Genomic DNA, 13,535 nt, shown 5'->3' with positions numbered 1-13,535 from the left:
CGTTAGTGAGTTTTTCGATGTGGGTGTTGTTGGCGGTGAGGGTGGTGCCGTCCGGGCGTTGTAGGTGCAGTGTCGGTACCGGTGTGCCGGTGTCGTCGTCGAGCAGTACCGAGTGAGGCTCGCCGGTGTTGAAAGCGTGTGACTCGCCCCATTGCCGTAGGGCCACCATGGCGGTGAACAGTTGTTCACCGGAGTGGGTGAGGACGTATTCCTGCCGTTTGCCCGATGCGGCGGTCTGTCGGTCGAGGATGCCGTGGGCGACGAGCCGGCGGAGTCGGTCGCTCAGGATGTTCTTGGCGACACCGAGGTTGCGCTGGAAGTCGCTGAACGCCCGGGTCCCGTCTAAGGCGTCGCGGAGGATCAGCAGGCTCCACCTGTCCCCGACGAGGTCCACGGCGCGCGCGAGAGCGCAGGGAGGGTCGGACCACCCGTCGGAGGGCGCGGCTGGGTGTCCTGACCCGGCGGGTGGTGTGGTCACGGCAGACCCCCAAACAGATCGGTTGCATATTGCTACCTTTATGACTACATTCCGATTGGTTTCATACTACTACCAGCCCGAGAATGGATGTCGGCTTTGACGTGCCCGCCCTGCCCGCCGTCGACCCTTCCTCGCCTGGAATCAAAGTCTGCCGTCTGCGCGACCTGGGCTCAGCGGTACCACCGGTGCCCGTACAACTGGCGAAGAATCCCAGTTGCACGGCGGAGTGCCACACCTGAGTCGGCATTGCGTTCCTGGACATCTCCAGGAGCGCAATGCCGAGACGGTAGATTTCGACAGGTCACAGCGCACTCTGCCTTCCGACACGAGGTCGTGACACGATCGCACTTCGCATGTAGGGCCGTTTTGGTAACTCAAGGGCGGATCGGGAAGCGTGAAAAGAGGTGCAAGACTGCCGAAGAATCACCTCGGAAAGAGTTCACGTGAAGGACACTTGCCTTCGCGCAATCTGTGGCATCGTCATCCTTCGGAAGATTAATACACGCAGTCGAAAGGGTAAGCACGACTGGGGAGGTAATTGAGCGGGATGTCTATTGAAAACAGCGAATCTGTCCACATTCGTGGAGGGGCCGCGGAGCCCGGACCGCTGCAGCTCGAGGATATCCAAGCGTGTGGCGACAAGAGCGCCGATGTCCAATGGATCCCTATCGAAGAGCTGGTCCTGACGAAGTCACCTCGGACCGCGGGGGAGAACAACGAGCACACGCGGGCCCTGGCGGAGTCGGAGGACGAGCTGCCGCCGATCATCGTCCAGCGGGGTACTAACCGGGTGGTCGATGGAATGTACCGAGTTCGCGCCGCACAGCTCCGAGGGGAGCACGCGATCCGGGCTCGTTTTTTCGACGGAGACGATGAGAACGCGTTCGTGCTGGCAGTTCGCCTAAATGTCAAGCACGGGCTGCCGCTAACATTAGCCGAGCGCAAGGAGGCCGCCGGACACATCCTGCACGCGCACCCAACTTGGTCGAACAGGGCGATCGCGAAGGTCGCTGGGCTGTCGCACAAAACAATCGCCGGGCTGCGTGAGAAGAGCAACCTTCCTGAAATACAGGCCAGGGTCGGCCGCGACGGCCGTGAACGGCCTCTAAGCACGACATCCGGTCGTGAGCGTGCCAAGTCGATCCTCGAGAACAGCCCGACCTCGTCCTTGCGCGAGGTGAGCGCGGTTGCCGGAGTTTCTCCGGGCACCGTACGTGCCGTACGGGAGCAACTCCGGCAAGACAGCCGAGAGATCCCGAACCCCCGCTCTGCTGCTCCCGCGTCGAGCACGAAGATGCCGCACCGGAAAGTCGCGGCGCGGCGGCGCGACAGACCAGCCGATCCTGAGGCGGTGCTGCGCGCGCTCCGCGCCGACCCGTTGCTGCGGTTTACTGAGTCCGGCCGCCTGCTGCTAAGCATTCTGGCGGTGGCCTCGATGGATGCCGACGCCTACGAGCGCCTCATCGTGGATCTGCCGGAGCATTGCGTCGATCCCGTGGCGGAACTCGCGGCTGCGAGCGTCGATGCGTGGCAAGAACTGACGTTCCGCTTGGACCAGCGGCGGTCGTCGTCATCTGGCCCGGACTGAGCGATTGTCCAGGCGGGGTTCGACAATGCCTTGAGCCCGGCTCTCCGATGTCGATCCGGCAGAGGCAGAATCCGCGGCAGTACCCTCATCTGAACTTAGATTCAGGTCGTCGGATTTTTTCGGTGGGTGTTTCCGGCCAGACCACTGACTCTCGCGACGCAGATTCTTCTTCTTTTATGGGCGTTGACAGCACTACTAGATCGCTCGCGCACCAACAGGACCGCATACCGCGATGGATCCCCCATATGGACGATCCTGCACAAGGAACACTTCCGCGCCTCCAGAATCTGCTCTGGCAGCTTGACCGACCCTTGGGGCCCGCCAGAAATTGTGACATCCACAACACGATCAAGCTGTGTCTATACGGTTGGCGTGTTCACTTGACGACCCCAAGGAAGCAGAATTAGTCTCACTTTCAGTAATCAGCAGAACTGGTTCGAATCGACTACTTCCGTACTGATCTGACGGCACTCAAGCCATCGCACGACGTCTTGCCGTATTGCACTTTCATGGAGGAGTAACGACATGGCTGATTCCTCGACGACCATAGAATCCACGGACAATGCTGTTGCACAGGATGCCGCGCAACAGTCCTTCGATCCCTACGACTGGAGATCCGTCCGCGACCAGTTCCTGCTGTCGCCCGAACTCGCGCATCTGTCGAATTTTTACTTCGCCTCGAACCCAACGCCGGTTCGCGACGCGATCACGCGCTACCGGAGGGCGTTCGATGAGGATCCCCACGGTTTTCTCGACGACAACATGTTCCGCCGCGATGAGGATATGCTATGGCGGAACGTATGCGCCGCCGCAGCCGAATACATCGGCGGGCAGTCTAACGAAATCGCTCTCACCAGCAGCACCACGACGGGTCTTGCCCTGATCCACAACGGTCTCCGCCTGAAGCCCGGCCAGGAAATTCTTACCACTACGCACGAATTCTACCCTCACTACGAATCAATACGGTTGGCAAGCGACAAATGGGGCGCGAGCATGCGCGAAATCCCACTTTACGAGTCGTCGTTCCACTTCTCTGGCGATGAGGCCGTCGAGCGAGTACGCGCCGCTGTGCGCTCGAATACCCGAGTCTTCGCAGTCGCTTGGGTCCATTCAAACACCGGCGTGCGGCTACCGATGGCCGCAATCGCGGAAGCTATTGCTGAGGTGAATCGAAACCGCGACGAAGAGGATCGTATCCTGCTGGTAGTAGACGGGGTGCATGGTTTTGGCGTGGTAGACGAAGACGTCGCGAAGATGGGTTGCGACTTTTTTTCTGCGGGCACACACAAGTGGATTCTCGGCCCGCGTGGAACTGGAATCGTCTGGGCAAAGCCGGAAAATTGGGCTCTGGTGCAGCCGACGATTCCCAGCCTCATGGCCAAGGAGCCGTCCAATGCCTGGCGACAAGGCCGGCCACCGGCTGACCCGGACGCAGGCTCGTGGATCAGCCCCGGAGGATTCTTCGCGTACGAACATCAGTGGGCCACGGTGGAAGCGTTCAACTTCCACTGGCAGATCGGAAGAAAGCGGGTCCAGAACCGAATCGCCGAGATGAACAGCCTGATCAAGGACGGTCTGGCGGATATGGAACATGTCACGCTGCATACACCGCTTGACCCGGAGCTGTCTGCAGGTATCGTTACCTTCGATGTCCATGGTTACAATCCACGAGACGTTGTTCAGATTCTCCGCAACAATCGAGTTATAGCGAGTTGCACGCCGTATGCGGATCCACGCGTGCGACTGTCTGCCGGAATTGTCAATTTCCCGGAGGACGTCGAGATGGCTCTGGCGGTAATTCGGTCACTAGCCTAATCGGTCTTGCTCGTTTTCCCGATTCTTGAAATGGCGTGCAGGTGTGTCGGCTGCTCAAGCGGCTAGCGGACCTGCTGCGAGTCCGATGTCGCTGAGCGTTGAAAGCGCCTGAACTTCAGGAGGAATCAAGTGGGCGATCGAGGAGGCACGGTCGCGGCCGGCGCGGAGATGAGCGCGGACGTGGCTGTCGTCGGAGCGGGCCCAGCCGGACTGTACGCGGCCTACTGCGCGGGATTCCGAGGGTTGTCTAGCGCGATAGTCGACGTGCTACCGGAGCCGGGCGGCCAGATCGCGGCCCTCTATCCAGAAAAGAAGATCTACGACGTTGCCGGCCACGTGGCCGTGCGAGGTCGAGAACTGGTCGACAACCTAGTCGCCCAGGTCGCACCCTTTCATCCGCACTACCTTCTCGGCCGGACAGCGGCCTCCCTGACCCTGGATGAGGAGTCGGGCTGGTCGGTCGGACTGGAGGATGGCGGGAGGATTCGAGCGCAGGCAGTCGTGATCGCGGGAGGACTCGGACGTTCCGTCCCGCGTACGTTGCCCTGTCTACGGCCATACGAAGGACGTGGAGTAGCATACCACGTGCCGCACCTCGATGACCACCGGGATCGCGACGTGGTGATCGTCGGTGGTAGTGACAGTGCGGTTGACTGGGCTCTCGCTCTCGCTCCGATCGCACGGTCCGTCACGGTCGTCCATCGGCGCTCATCTTTCCGTGCCCACGAGCACAGCGTCAGACAAATGTATGCGACGGCTGGCATTCACGTGTTGACCGATACACAGGTGACGAACTGTGATGGCGTGGAGCGGTTGGAAGAAGTACGGGTCCGGACCGGCGAAGAAGAAGTGACGCTGCCCGCACAAGTTCTCATCGCGGCACTGGGATTCATCACCAGCCTGGGCCCGATCGCGGACTGGGGACTTCGTGTGGAGAATCGTCAGATCGCGGTCGACAGCTCGATGCGGACGAACTTACCACGGGTGTACGCGGTCAGCGATATCTGTACCTACGAGGGGCGCGTCCCACTTATCTCGGTGGGGTTCGGCGACGCGGCGATCGCCGCGAATCACGTGGCAGTCGAACTTCTTCCCGGTTCCCCTCTCGCGCCTGAACATTCCACCGACCGCGAGGCCGCTCCGCTGCTATGACTCAGTACACATTAACCATCCTTCCGACAGGAACAAAGGTCGTGCTACCCGCGAAATCTCGTCTCACTGAAATCGAGTTCGAGATCTTGCAGAAGCCCATCCCATTCGGATGCCGTTCCGGATCATGCGGAGTATGCGTGATCGAAGTGCTGGAGGGATCTGACTCCCTCGGCCAACCTGACGACAACGAGCTCGACTTCCTCGAAGATCTCGGCCGACCCGGCGGTGACCACCGCTTGGCCTGTCAATGCCGGCTGTACGGCAACGCGAAGGTCCGCCCCGCGGCCGACACATGAACTGCTCGGGCAAACGTTCGAGCACACACAAGAAAGGTGACAAAAAGATGAATCGCGTGATCAACGTTGGTTATGGGGAGCACACCCCGGAGCGCACCCCGTTCCTCAACGCGACCGCCTCGGCGAAGCTACGTACCGAGATCGACGAGCAGCTCGACCAGCAGGTCGTCGAATGGTACGCCAATGTCTCCGAGGCTGCGCACCTCGAGGGCAAGAATGTCGATTCTGAGTACTACAAGCGGAATCTGATCGAAACCGCCTGGCGCATCCGGATGCTGCGGGTGGCCGAAGCGAAGGCACTGGTGGAGATAGCCAAGGTAAGCCCAGAGGCGGCACAGGTCTGGGCAAACTACGAACAGGAGGAGATGCTCCACGACGAACTGTTCATCGCCGACCTTGAGAAGGTCGGTGTATCACGCGAGCAGTTCCTGGCCACCGAACCCTATCTGTCGACCAAACTGCTGTCCGGCTACTTCTCCTACCTCCTGGATCACGAGGGTCCGCTCGGCGTGGTGGCGTACTCCTATCTGGTCGAGTACGTGAATGTGAAGCTGGAGCCCAGGAAGCTGGAGGCGCTGAAGGGCTCAGTCGGCGAGAGCAATATCGGCGGTCAGATTAACCACTCGCACACCGACGTGAACGAAGACCACCCCGGCGAGGTGTGGGAGGCCGTCCGGCACCTGCTTCGCAGCGAGGATGACATCGCCGCCTTCAAGCGGTACCTCCGCGAGCACCAGACGATCCTCGGGCAGTACTTCGAGGAGCTCCATCGGGACACCATTGCCAAGGCCGAGAAGCAGTCGGCCTGAGCCTGTTCTCCGTGCGGGGGCGCGGCGTCGCGTCGCGCCCCCGCCCGCCAGTGAGGAGGCGGATTGAGCATGGAAAACACCTTGGGAGTACTGCTGCTCAGCCACGTCGGGTTCTCGTTCATGGAGGACCTCATCGGCACGGTCACGGCGCGAGGGGTGAAAACTTGCGTGCTCAGCTCGCTGCCGGAACCGAGGCACCAAGTATCCAGACCTGAGCAGCTCATCGAGCTCGCCGACGAGCTCCACGTGACCAGCGAGCACGTGCTGACCCCAGAGGACGTCGATGCCTATATCGACCAGCTGGAGGCCACGGGTACATCTGTGCAGTGCTGTCTCACCGTCTGGGAGGGGTACCGGCACTTGATGGCGTCGGCCAACGCTCGCCTCGGCGTGCCAGACCTGGACGAGAAGCAAATCCTGAAACTACGCGACAAGCTAACGCTGCGGAATCGGCTCGCCGACGTCGGCTTAACCCGGGGCCGAGCGTCCGCGCTCACCCCCACGACACTCGCTGAGCGGCAACGCGAGGGCGGCCGCTATTTCGTGAAACCGGTCAGCGGTATCGCCTCGTTCGGAACGTTCCCGCTCACCCCCGAGACGACCTGGTCCGAACTGGAACGCCTCACCTTGGAAGCTCGTTCCGACACGGTCTACGCAAACACCTTCGCCACCACCGCTGGCCCGTTCTCGCAATCCGGCACGGACCTGAACAACGGCGCGGACTCGGCCGTGAGCGCGCCCTCCGGTGTGGGCTGCGAGGTGGAGTTCCTCATCGAGGATTACGTGCCTGGACAAGAGTTCAGCTTCGAGGTGGTCGTCGTCGACGGTGATCCGTATGTGGTGGCCGTGCACGAGAAGTGCGAGGTGACGGAGTCGACGGGCACCGTGCTCGAGAACGCCTGCGTCAGCCCACCGACGACTCTGTCGCAGGAAGAAGTCGCCGCCGGGATCCGGTGGACGACGAGGGCGCTGACCGCTCTGGATCTCCGCTGGGGCTGTTTCCATGTCGAAGCGCGGTACGCCTCGTCCGGCTGGGATCTGATCGAGGTCAACCCGCGCGTCGGCGGCAGTCTGATTTCGCCCAGCGTGGCGGCGCTGACCGGCGGTCCGGGGATGCTCGATTTGTGGCTGGACTTGCTGCTTACCGCCAGCCAGCCGGGTGGATTCCTGAAGACGCTGAAGGGGCTGTCGTTCGGGATGGACGGCACCACGCCGAGCCCGAACGCGACGTTCTTCCGCGTTTTTTTCACTGGCCCCGGCACCATCCGTGAGGTGGGTCTGAACGATGACCTCCCGTTTCAGCCGCTTCTGTCGCATGTCCTTCTCAAGCCCGGTGACGTCGTGGAGGCGTCCTCGCGTGAGGTCTTCCTCGGTCAGGTGCTCTGGCGCATGGACCTGGCCGACCGGGATGACCTCCTTGCTGAGCTGCTTCCCGCTTCCATGCGCGCGATCGAAATCATGTACGAGACGGAGAGCGGATGATGACCGGACCGATCCTCATCATCGTCGACTACAATCTCAGCCGGATCGACGAGGTACGCCACCTGCAGGAGTATGCGCGCGAACGCCACAGCGCGACCGTGATCCTGATCCGTGCTGATCCCACTGAAACCGATCATGCCATCGCCGACGAGGTAATCGACCTCGATCCACTCAGCGACGACTTTGCCGAGTTAGGGGAGAAACTACTCGCCGACCGGCGCGAGCGAATCAAGGCAGGCATTGTCTTCTCCGACAATGCCGTGCGCAGTGGGGTCGAGTTGCTCGAGCGGCTGGGTGTCGCGGTCGACTCGCCACACCTGGCCGAGGGCGCGTTCTCCAAGCACAGCTACCGGCTTGGCGAATCGCGCGTGGCCGACCTGCTAACCGCGCAAGGGATAATGGTGCCCGCATTCGCCAAGATCTCCTCATTCGAGGAGTTGAGCGTGTTCGCACGTGACCATGCCGAGGAGGGCTTCGTCGTTAAGCCCGCCGTGGAGGGAAACAACCGAGGCGTCGTCGCGGTCCGTCCCGGCGACGACCTAACGGCGGCGTTCGCCGAGGTCCTCCCCTATCTGGATAGCGGGGTCATCTGCGAGGAGTTCATCCCGTACCGCCGTGAGTACTCCTTCGATGGGCTGGGATCGCTGGAGTTCCTCACCGAGAAGATCAGTGCACGCGGACGGTATCCCGTCGAGATTGCGCAGGTGCTGCCCGCCGCAGTGGACGAGTACGAGCTCGTGACGTTGAAACGAACAGGGCGGCAGGCGAACTTGCTGGTCGGTCAGCGCAACGGGCCGTTCCACAACGAGATCAAGCTGAGCGACGACGGACTGAGCGCCGCGATCGTGGAGCCAAACCGGAGACCTGCTGGGATGAAGATCTGGTCGATGGCCCGATGGGTCTACGGGATCGATTTGCACCATCGCTGGGTCGACACGGCATTTGGTACGGCCGCCAACACGGGGCAGCTGGTGCCTCGTTGCTCGGCGGCGACGGTCATGCTCGGCGTCGGGAGCGACCGCTCGTTCTCGCCGGATGACGTCGCGGTGGGAGCGAATCCATTCGCGGAGGCGGTGCAGGCCACCGCCGAATGGTTTGGCCTGGGCGAGGGGGAATTGACCATCATGGAGTTCTCCTGGTTATCGCCCGCGCGCCGCGAGCTGCACGCGGTAGCCCGTGACAACGCAGATTTCGCGGCGCAGGGCTGCGTTGTGCTACACGGCGACCGCGCCGACATCCGCACCGTCGTGTACGCCTTGCGCGAGGCATGGTCTGACGCCTTGGATCGCGCTCTCAACGCCCCCACTCCCGTTAGGAGAGGCTTATGAAAATCCTCATCCTGCACCGCGTGCCCTACTTCAAAATTGAATACCATCGTGGAATCGACCACAGCCAGCACGAGGTCACTTACTTTGGAACTGACCAGGCTCTGGCAACCCTGCCCTCTGACCTGCGCTGCGAACGGGTGAGTCGCCCGGGGGCGCGCTCGGCGTTCGAGGAGGCCCAGGAGTGGCTGGCGGAGATGACTCGCGCCTTCGATCGTGTCATCTCGATGTCGGAGTACGAGCTGCTCGACGCCGCTCGGCTGCGTGAGCAGCTGAATATCCCGGGTGCATCGGTGAAACAGGTTGCCCTTGCCCGTGACAAGCCCCTGATGAAAGAGGCGGTTGAAGCGGCAGGTATCCGTGTGCCGCGCTTCCTCCCGTTGCCACGTTTCCTCGAACTCGCCGGCCAGGTGCCTTGGGACGGCCAAACCGTCCTCAAACCGAATCGTGGCGCGTCCAGCGAGGACGTACTCGTATTCGATACCCCGGGGCAAGTCGCCGCGGCGATCGCCGAGGGGCGAACCGGCGTCGCCCGGGTCGACGCTGGCAGTGACCTGGAGGAGCTTGCGGTTGAGGAGTTCGTCTCCGGCCCGATTAGGCACTTCGACGGTCTGGTGCAGGGCGGCGAGGTTCTGATCCTCAGTGGGAGCGAATACGTGGGCACCTGCCTGGCATACGCACAGGGCATGCCGATGGGGTCGTTCCAGATCGAGATCTCCGAGGAGACTCGCGACTGGGTCTCGCGCGCTCTGTCCGCTGTGCGGATCGAGGACGGCAGCTTCCATCTCGAGGCGATCGTCCACGGGGGAGAACTCGTCTTTCTCGAGGTCGGGAACCGAGTGGGGGGTGCCGACGTGGTGGCGACCGTCGAGCTGGCCACCGGAGTCCACCTGCCGTCATACGAGCTGCGCGTCCTGCTCGGCGAGTCCCTCATCGGGACGCTCCCCGAACCACCCACCGATCGAAGCTGGTACGGCTGGTTCGTCCATCCCGGCCATCATCTGGCTGGGATGGGGTTCCGGGGCCTCGACGGTACCGAGCCTTTCCGGCATAGTCCGCACGTGGTCGCCTGGAACGAACTGCTGCCTGGCACACCGTTGCCCGACCACATCACCTACCAGGCCGGAGAGACGGTTCTCACCGGGATCACTGTGAGCGACACTCCCGAGAAGACCCGCGACTGGATCGTCGACTTGTTCGGCGCCCTTTCCGTCACCACGGCTCCGGAAGAGGTCTCGGCATGACGAAGTATCAAGCGGCACCGGAAACCGTGGCCTGTGACCGCCGCCCAGCCCCCCACGGTGGGCCTCCGTCAACGACCGCCCTCAACGATCTCGTGGACCGGTACGTGGACGACATGGCTGTGTTGGATCCATGCCAAGCCGAGGTGATGGGCATCTCCGGGCGGGAGGGACAGCTGACCGATTTCGACCCGGAGACGGTGCAGGCGCGATCGGAGTTGGCCCGTCGCACGTTGAGGACGATCGACGAGACACCGGTCGTGGGGGAAGCGGAGCGAGTCGCTGCGGCGATGCTGCGTGAGCGGCTTGCCACTGAGGTGGCACTGGCTGACGCCGATGCGTACGGCACGTTGTTGGACACCATCGACGGGCCGATCCAGCGAATGCGGCTCGCGGTGGAGATGTTGGACCAGGGCAGTGACACTGCACGGGATGCGTTGCTCTCGCGACTGCGGTCCCTCCCGAGAGCGCTGACGGGATTGCGCGAGAGCCTGGAGGCTGCCCGGCGCGACGGCTTGGTCGCACCGGTCCGTCAGATCAGCCGTAACGCTGGGGATTGCCGGGACATGCGACAGTACCTGACCGGGTTGCCCGCCAAGCATGGCGACGGTGTGTTCCGCGGCGTTCTGGATCAGGCTGTGGCGGCCGCAAGCGAGGCGTTGACACGGTTCGCGGCGTACCTATCCGAGGAGCTTGTGGCGGATGCGCCGCAGCTGGACGCTCTGGGCGGAGATCGCTACCAGCTGGGGGTCCGGGAGTTTCTCGGCACCAGACTGGACCTGGCGGAGACCTACGCGTGGGGTTGGGACGAACTAGCCCGGGTACGGCGCGACATGACCGAGGCGGCGGCGCAAATCGCACCCGGCGAACCGGTGCCGGCAGTGCTGACGGCGCTCGACAACGATCCCAAGTACCAGGTGATGGGCGCGGAGGCCCTGCGCGACTGGATTCAGGAGCTTGCTGATGGCGCCATTGCCGACCTCGACGGGATGCACTTCACGATCCCCGAGCCGTTGCGGCGGATTGACTGCCGGATCGCTTCCAACAACGGACCCGCCTACTATCTCGCACCCAGCGAGGATATGTCCCGTCCCGGGACTGTCTGGTGGACGCTGTCCGATCCGAACGCGCCGATCCCGACATGGACGGTGCCAAGCACGATGTTCCACGAAGGTGTCCCGGGGCATCACCTACAGCTGGGTATGACGGCCCTGAACACCACCACCCTCAACCGGTTCCAGCGACTGTCGAGTGAACTGCACCCGGGGCACTGTGAAGGGTGGGGCCTGTACGCCGAGCGGTTGATGGACGAGCTGGGGTACTTCGCTGACCCGGCACACCGGCTGGGAATGCTGGCCGGCGGGCAGCAGCTGCGTGCCGCGCGGATCGTGCTGGACATCGGACTGCATCTGCAGTTCCCGATCCCCGTAGGCACTGGGTTCCATGACGGCGAGCGGTGGACGCCGCAGCTGGCCCGTGAGTTCCTCATCGAGCACTGCGGGCTGGGTCCGCCGGGGTTCGTGGAGTTCGAGATCGATCGATATTTAGGACGCCCTGGGCAGGCCATCGCCTACAAGTTGGGAGAGAAGGTGTGGCTGGAGGCGCGGGAGGCAGTCCGCCGCCGCGAGGGCGCCGCCTTCGATCTCAAGCATTTCCACCACCACGCCCTGGACTTGGGTCCGATGGGACTGGATCTGCTGCACACCGAGCTCACCCGCTAGGTGTACTAAGCCAGCAAAATGCGCCCTCACACTTTGCGCCACTGTCTCGTCCTGACCAACAACCCACCCCGATGTCTTCACGCCCCAGCCCAGAGGTCCGGCTGGACCACCCGGTCGCTGGGATTTCGCGGCATCAGACCTCCGGGGACCGCAGCGCATGGCAGGACGTCGAGGAAAGTAAGGAGATACAGGTGGAGGTCCCGGCAGCAATCAGGACTCGCATGAGCCAACACCGGCTTCTGGACCCGACACCGGACCACAGCGAGTTGGGCCACATGATCGAGTCGGCCGCACATGCCCCAGACCATGGACGGCTACATCCTTGGCGGTTCATCACAGTCCGAGGACATGCCCGCGAAGCACTCGGTCAGTGCTTCGCCGTTGACTCCGGCACCAAGTCACCTGAGCAGGTCGCTCAACTCCCACTGCGCGCACCGCTGCTCGTGACAATCGTGTTCCGGCCACGGGGAAACACGATTCCAGGGTGGGAACAGCTGGTCGCCACCGCTGGCGTCGTCAACAACCTCATGCTCCTACTCCACAACGGTGGGTACGGGTCGATCTGGAAAACAGGGAAGCATGTAAGTAGCCCGTCGGCGAGGGCGATGCTGGATGTGCACAAAGACGAATCGCTACTTGGCTGGCTCTACGTCGGGACACCCGATCCGACCACTGTCTCCCGACGCGCCGAACTGCCCTCGCTTGACGAGCATCTATCCGACTTCCAGCCCACTACATGCCTTGCTCAGGCTCGGGGCCACTAGTAGTAAGAGGTCTGGAGGTTGGTGACGCCGGTGTGGAGCTGGGAGGCCGGTTTCCGGCGGCAGTGTGCGGTCGATGGTAGTTGTCGTGGATGTTCCACCCCGTCAGGTCCTGGGCGCGCTGCTGCTCGCTGGGCCGAGCGCGGGCGGAACGGAACTCCTCGGCCAGGATCCCGTTGTATCGGGGCGTGTACGGAGTGATGCGCTGGTGCCGCGCACCGCGCAGCACGGTGGCGACGTCGCCGGCGCGATAGCACGCACCGTTATCGGTCACGATCCGCTGGATGTGGGTGATGCCGTGCGCGGCGAAGAACGCCCGCGCCCGGTGGGTGACAGCGATCGCGGTGGCCGCCTTCTCGTCCGGTAACGCCTCAGTTCAGGTCAGCCGCGAGTAGCCATCGACGGCCGAGCGCAGGGAACCGTGTCCGGCCCGAGCACCGGCGGCCTTACGACGTTCGACGGTCTGGGCCTGGTGGCTGCCGCGGCCGTGGTCGCGCCAGCCGCCGTCACCGGACGCGGCCGACCTTGTTCACGTCGAGGTTGACCATGTGTCCCGGCCGGTAGGCAATGATCCGACGCGGCGTGCGGTTCGAGGCGCCGGTGAGCCGAGGAACCTACGACGCTGCAGGCCCAAGCGTCGTAGGTGGCGGGTGACGGTGCGGCGACATGGGCGATCGGACGGTACTGGCAACGAGCGACGAGACGACGACGGTCCTCGATAGACAGCGGGGCGTTACCGTGTAGCACGGGACGGTCCCTTGCCGTTCGGCGGACGAGTGACTTGGCGGTTCTCATCCTGCCGCCGCACGACCCGTCCCCTCAGCCATCCCTAGCACCCCAGCGTCAACAACCTCCCCACCCGCAACA

Annotated in this window: 11 protein-coding genes and 1 pseudogene; 10 read left to right on the top strand and 2 right to left on the bottom strand. The window is 63.1% G+C overall.

All coding sequences use genetic code 11. The features are described from left to right. Positions 1 to 478 (bottom strand): winged helix-turn-helix transcriptional regulator (locus BM150_RS15760; protein WP_092928065.1); only part of this gene is annotated, 478 nt, incomplete at its 3' end. Positions 479 to 1,025: 547 nt separating this feature from the next. Between BM150_RS15760 and BM150_RS15755 the strand changes: the two genes are divergently transcribed. The 10 genes from BM150_RS15755 (at position 1,026) to BM150_RS25275 (ending at position 12,671) form a co-directional block, all read left to right on the top strand. After that, complete coding sequence (locus BM150_RS15755) at positions 1,026 to 2,066, top strand: ParB/RepB/Spo0J family partition protein (protein WP_092928021.1); 1,041 nt, start codon at positions 1,026 to 1,028, stop codon at positions 2,064 to 2,066. A 525-nt stretch (positions 2,067 to 2,591) separates the two neighbouring features. Beyond that, positions 2,592 to 3,881 (top strand): aminotransferase class V-fold PLP-dependent enzyme, encoded by a 1,290-nt coding sequence (locus BM150_RS15750; protein ID WP_092928020.1) that lies wholly within the window; start codon positions 2,592 to 2,594, stop codon positions 3,879 to 3,881. A gap of 168 nt (positions 3,882 to 4,049) precedes the next feature. Beyond that, positions 4,050 to 5,033, top strand: a complete 984-nt coding sequence (locus BM150_RS15745) for an NAD(P)/FAD-dependent oxidoreductase (RefSeq protein WP_092928064.1) — start codon at positions 4,050 to 4,052, stop codon at positions 5,031 to 5,033. Next, positions 5,030 to 5,329: a 2Fe-2S iron-sulfur cluster-binding protein gene (locus tag BM150_RS15740; protein ID WP_092928019.1), complete on the top strand. Its 300-nt coding sequence runs from the start codon at positions 5,030 to 5,032 to the stop codon at positions 5,327 to 5,329. Before BM150_RS15745 ends, BM150_RS15740 begins: the two co-directional genes overlap by 4 nt. Before the next feature lie 47 nt (positions 5,330 to 5,376). Then, positions 5,377 to 6,138 (top strand): hypothetical protein, encoded by a 762-nt coding sequence (locus BM150_RS15735; protein ID WP_092928063.1) that lies wholly within the window; start codon positions 5,377 to 5,379, stop codon positions 6,136 to 6,138. 69 nt (positions 6,139 to 6,207) lie between these two features. Further along, positions 6,208 to 7,620 carry an ATP-grasp domain-containing protein gene (locus BM150_RS15730; RefSeq protein ID WP_092928018.1) on the top strand — a complete coding sequence of 471 codons (1,413 nt, stop codon included), beginning with the start codon at positions 6,208 to 6,210 and terminating at the stop codon, positions 7,618 to 7,620. Next, the gene (locus BM150_RS15725) at positions 7,620 to 8,948 is read left to right on the top strand and encodes an ATP-grasp domain-containing protein (protein ID WP_092928062.1); all 1,329 of its coding nucleotides are present in this window, start codon (positions 7,620 to 7,622) and stop codon (positions 8,946 to 8,948) included. Before BM150_RS15730 ends, BM150_RS15725 begins: the two co-directional genes overlap by 1 nt. Beyond that, complete coding sequence (locus BM150_RS15720; protein WP_092928017.1) at positions 8,945 to 10,189, top strand: ATP-grasp domain-containing protein; 1,245 nt, start codon at positions 8,945 to 8,947, stop codon at positions 10,187 to 10,189. Before BM150_RS15725 ends, BM150_RS15720 begins: the two co-directional genes overlap by 4 nt. Further along, entirely contained in the window at positions 10,186 to 11,907 is a 1,722-nt protein-coding gene (locus BM150_RS15715) for a DUF885 domain-containing protein (RefSeq protein WP_092928016.1), read from the top strand. Before BM150_RS15720 ends, BM150_RS15715 begins: the two co-directional genes overlap by 4 nt. Positions 11,908 to 11,978: 71 nt before the next feature. Further along, positions 11,979 to 12,671 (top strand): nitroreductase family protein, encoded by a 693-nt coding sequence (locus BM150_RS25275; protein WP_092928015.1) that lies wholly within the window; start codon positions 11,979 to 11,981, stop codon positions 12,669 to 12,671. Here the strand turns inward: BM150_RS25275 and BM150_RS15705 are convergent. Then, positions 12,668 to 13,329 (bottom strand): annotated as a pseudogene (locus BM150_RS15705) (transposase family protein); the annotation flags it as partial. The gene BM150_RS25275 and the pseudogene BM150_RS15705 overlap by 4 nt on opposite strands. Positions 13,330 to 13,535: the final 206 nt, after the last annotated feature.

This window comes from Actinopolyspora alba (assembly GCF_900112765.1).
Taxonomy (GTDB): Bacteria; Actinomycetota; Actinomycetes; order Mycobacteriales; family Pseudonocardiaceae; genus Actinopolyspora; species Actinopolyspora alba.
This window is presented reverse-complemented; position numbering and strand designations above follow the sequence as displayed.

Coding starts and splice junctions, on each gene's coding strand:
- BM150_RS15730 (WP_092928018.1), top strand. CDS start 6,208: ATGGAAAACACCTTGGGAGTACTGCTGCTCAGCCACGTCGGGTTCTCG.
- BM150_RS15720 (WP_092928017.1), top strand. CDS start 8,945: ATGAAAATCCTCATCCTGCACCGCGTGCCCTACTTCAAAATTGAATAC.
- BM150_RS15745 (WP_092928064.1), top strand. CDS start 4,050: ATGAGCGCGGACGTGGCTGTCGTCGGAGCGGGCCCAGCCGGACTGTAC.
- BM150_RS15740 (WP_092928019.1), top strand. CDS start 5,030: ATGACTCAGTACACATTAACCATCCTTCCGACAGGAACAAAGGTCGTG.
- BM150_RS15735 (WP_092928063.1), top strand. CDS start 5,377: ATGAATCGCGTGATCAACGTTGGTTATGGGGAGCACACCCCGGAGCGC.
- BM150_RS15755 (WP_092928021.1), top strand. CDS start 1,026: ATGTCTATTGAAAACAGCGAATCTGTCCACATTCGTGGAGGGGCCGCG.
- BM150_RS15750 (WP_092928020.1), top strand. CDS start 2,592: ATGGCTGATTCCTCGACGACCATAGAATCCACGGACAATGCTGTTGCA.
- BM150_RS15715 (WP_092928016.1), top strand. CDS start 10,186: ATGACGAAGTATCAAGCGGCACCGGAAACCGTGGCCTGTGACCGCCGC.
- BM150_RS15725 (WP_092928062.1), top strand. CDS start 7,620: ATGACCGGACCGATCCTCATCATCGTCGACTACAATCTCAGCCGGATC.
- BM150_RS25275 (WP_092928015.1), top strand. CDS start 11,979: ATGTCTTCACGCCCCAGCCCAGAGGTCCGGCTGGACCACCCGGTCGCT.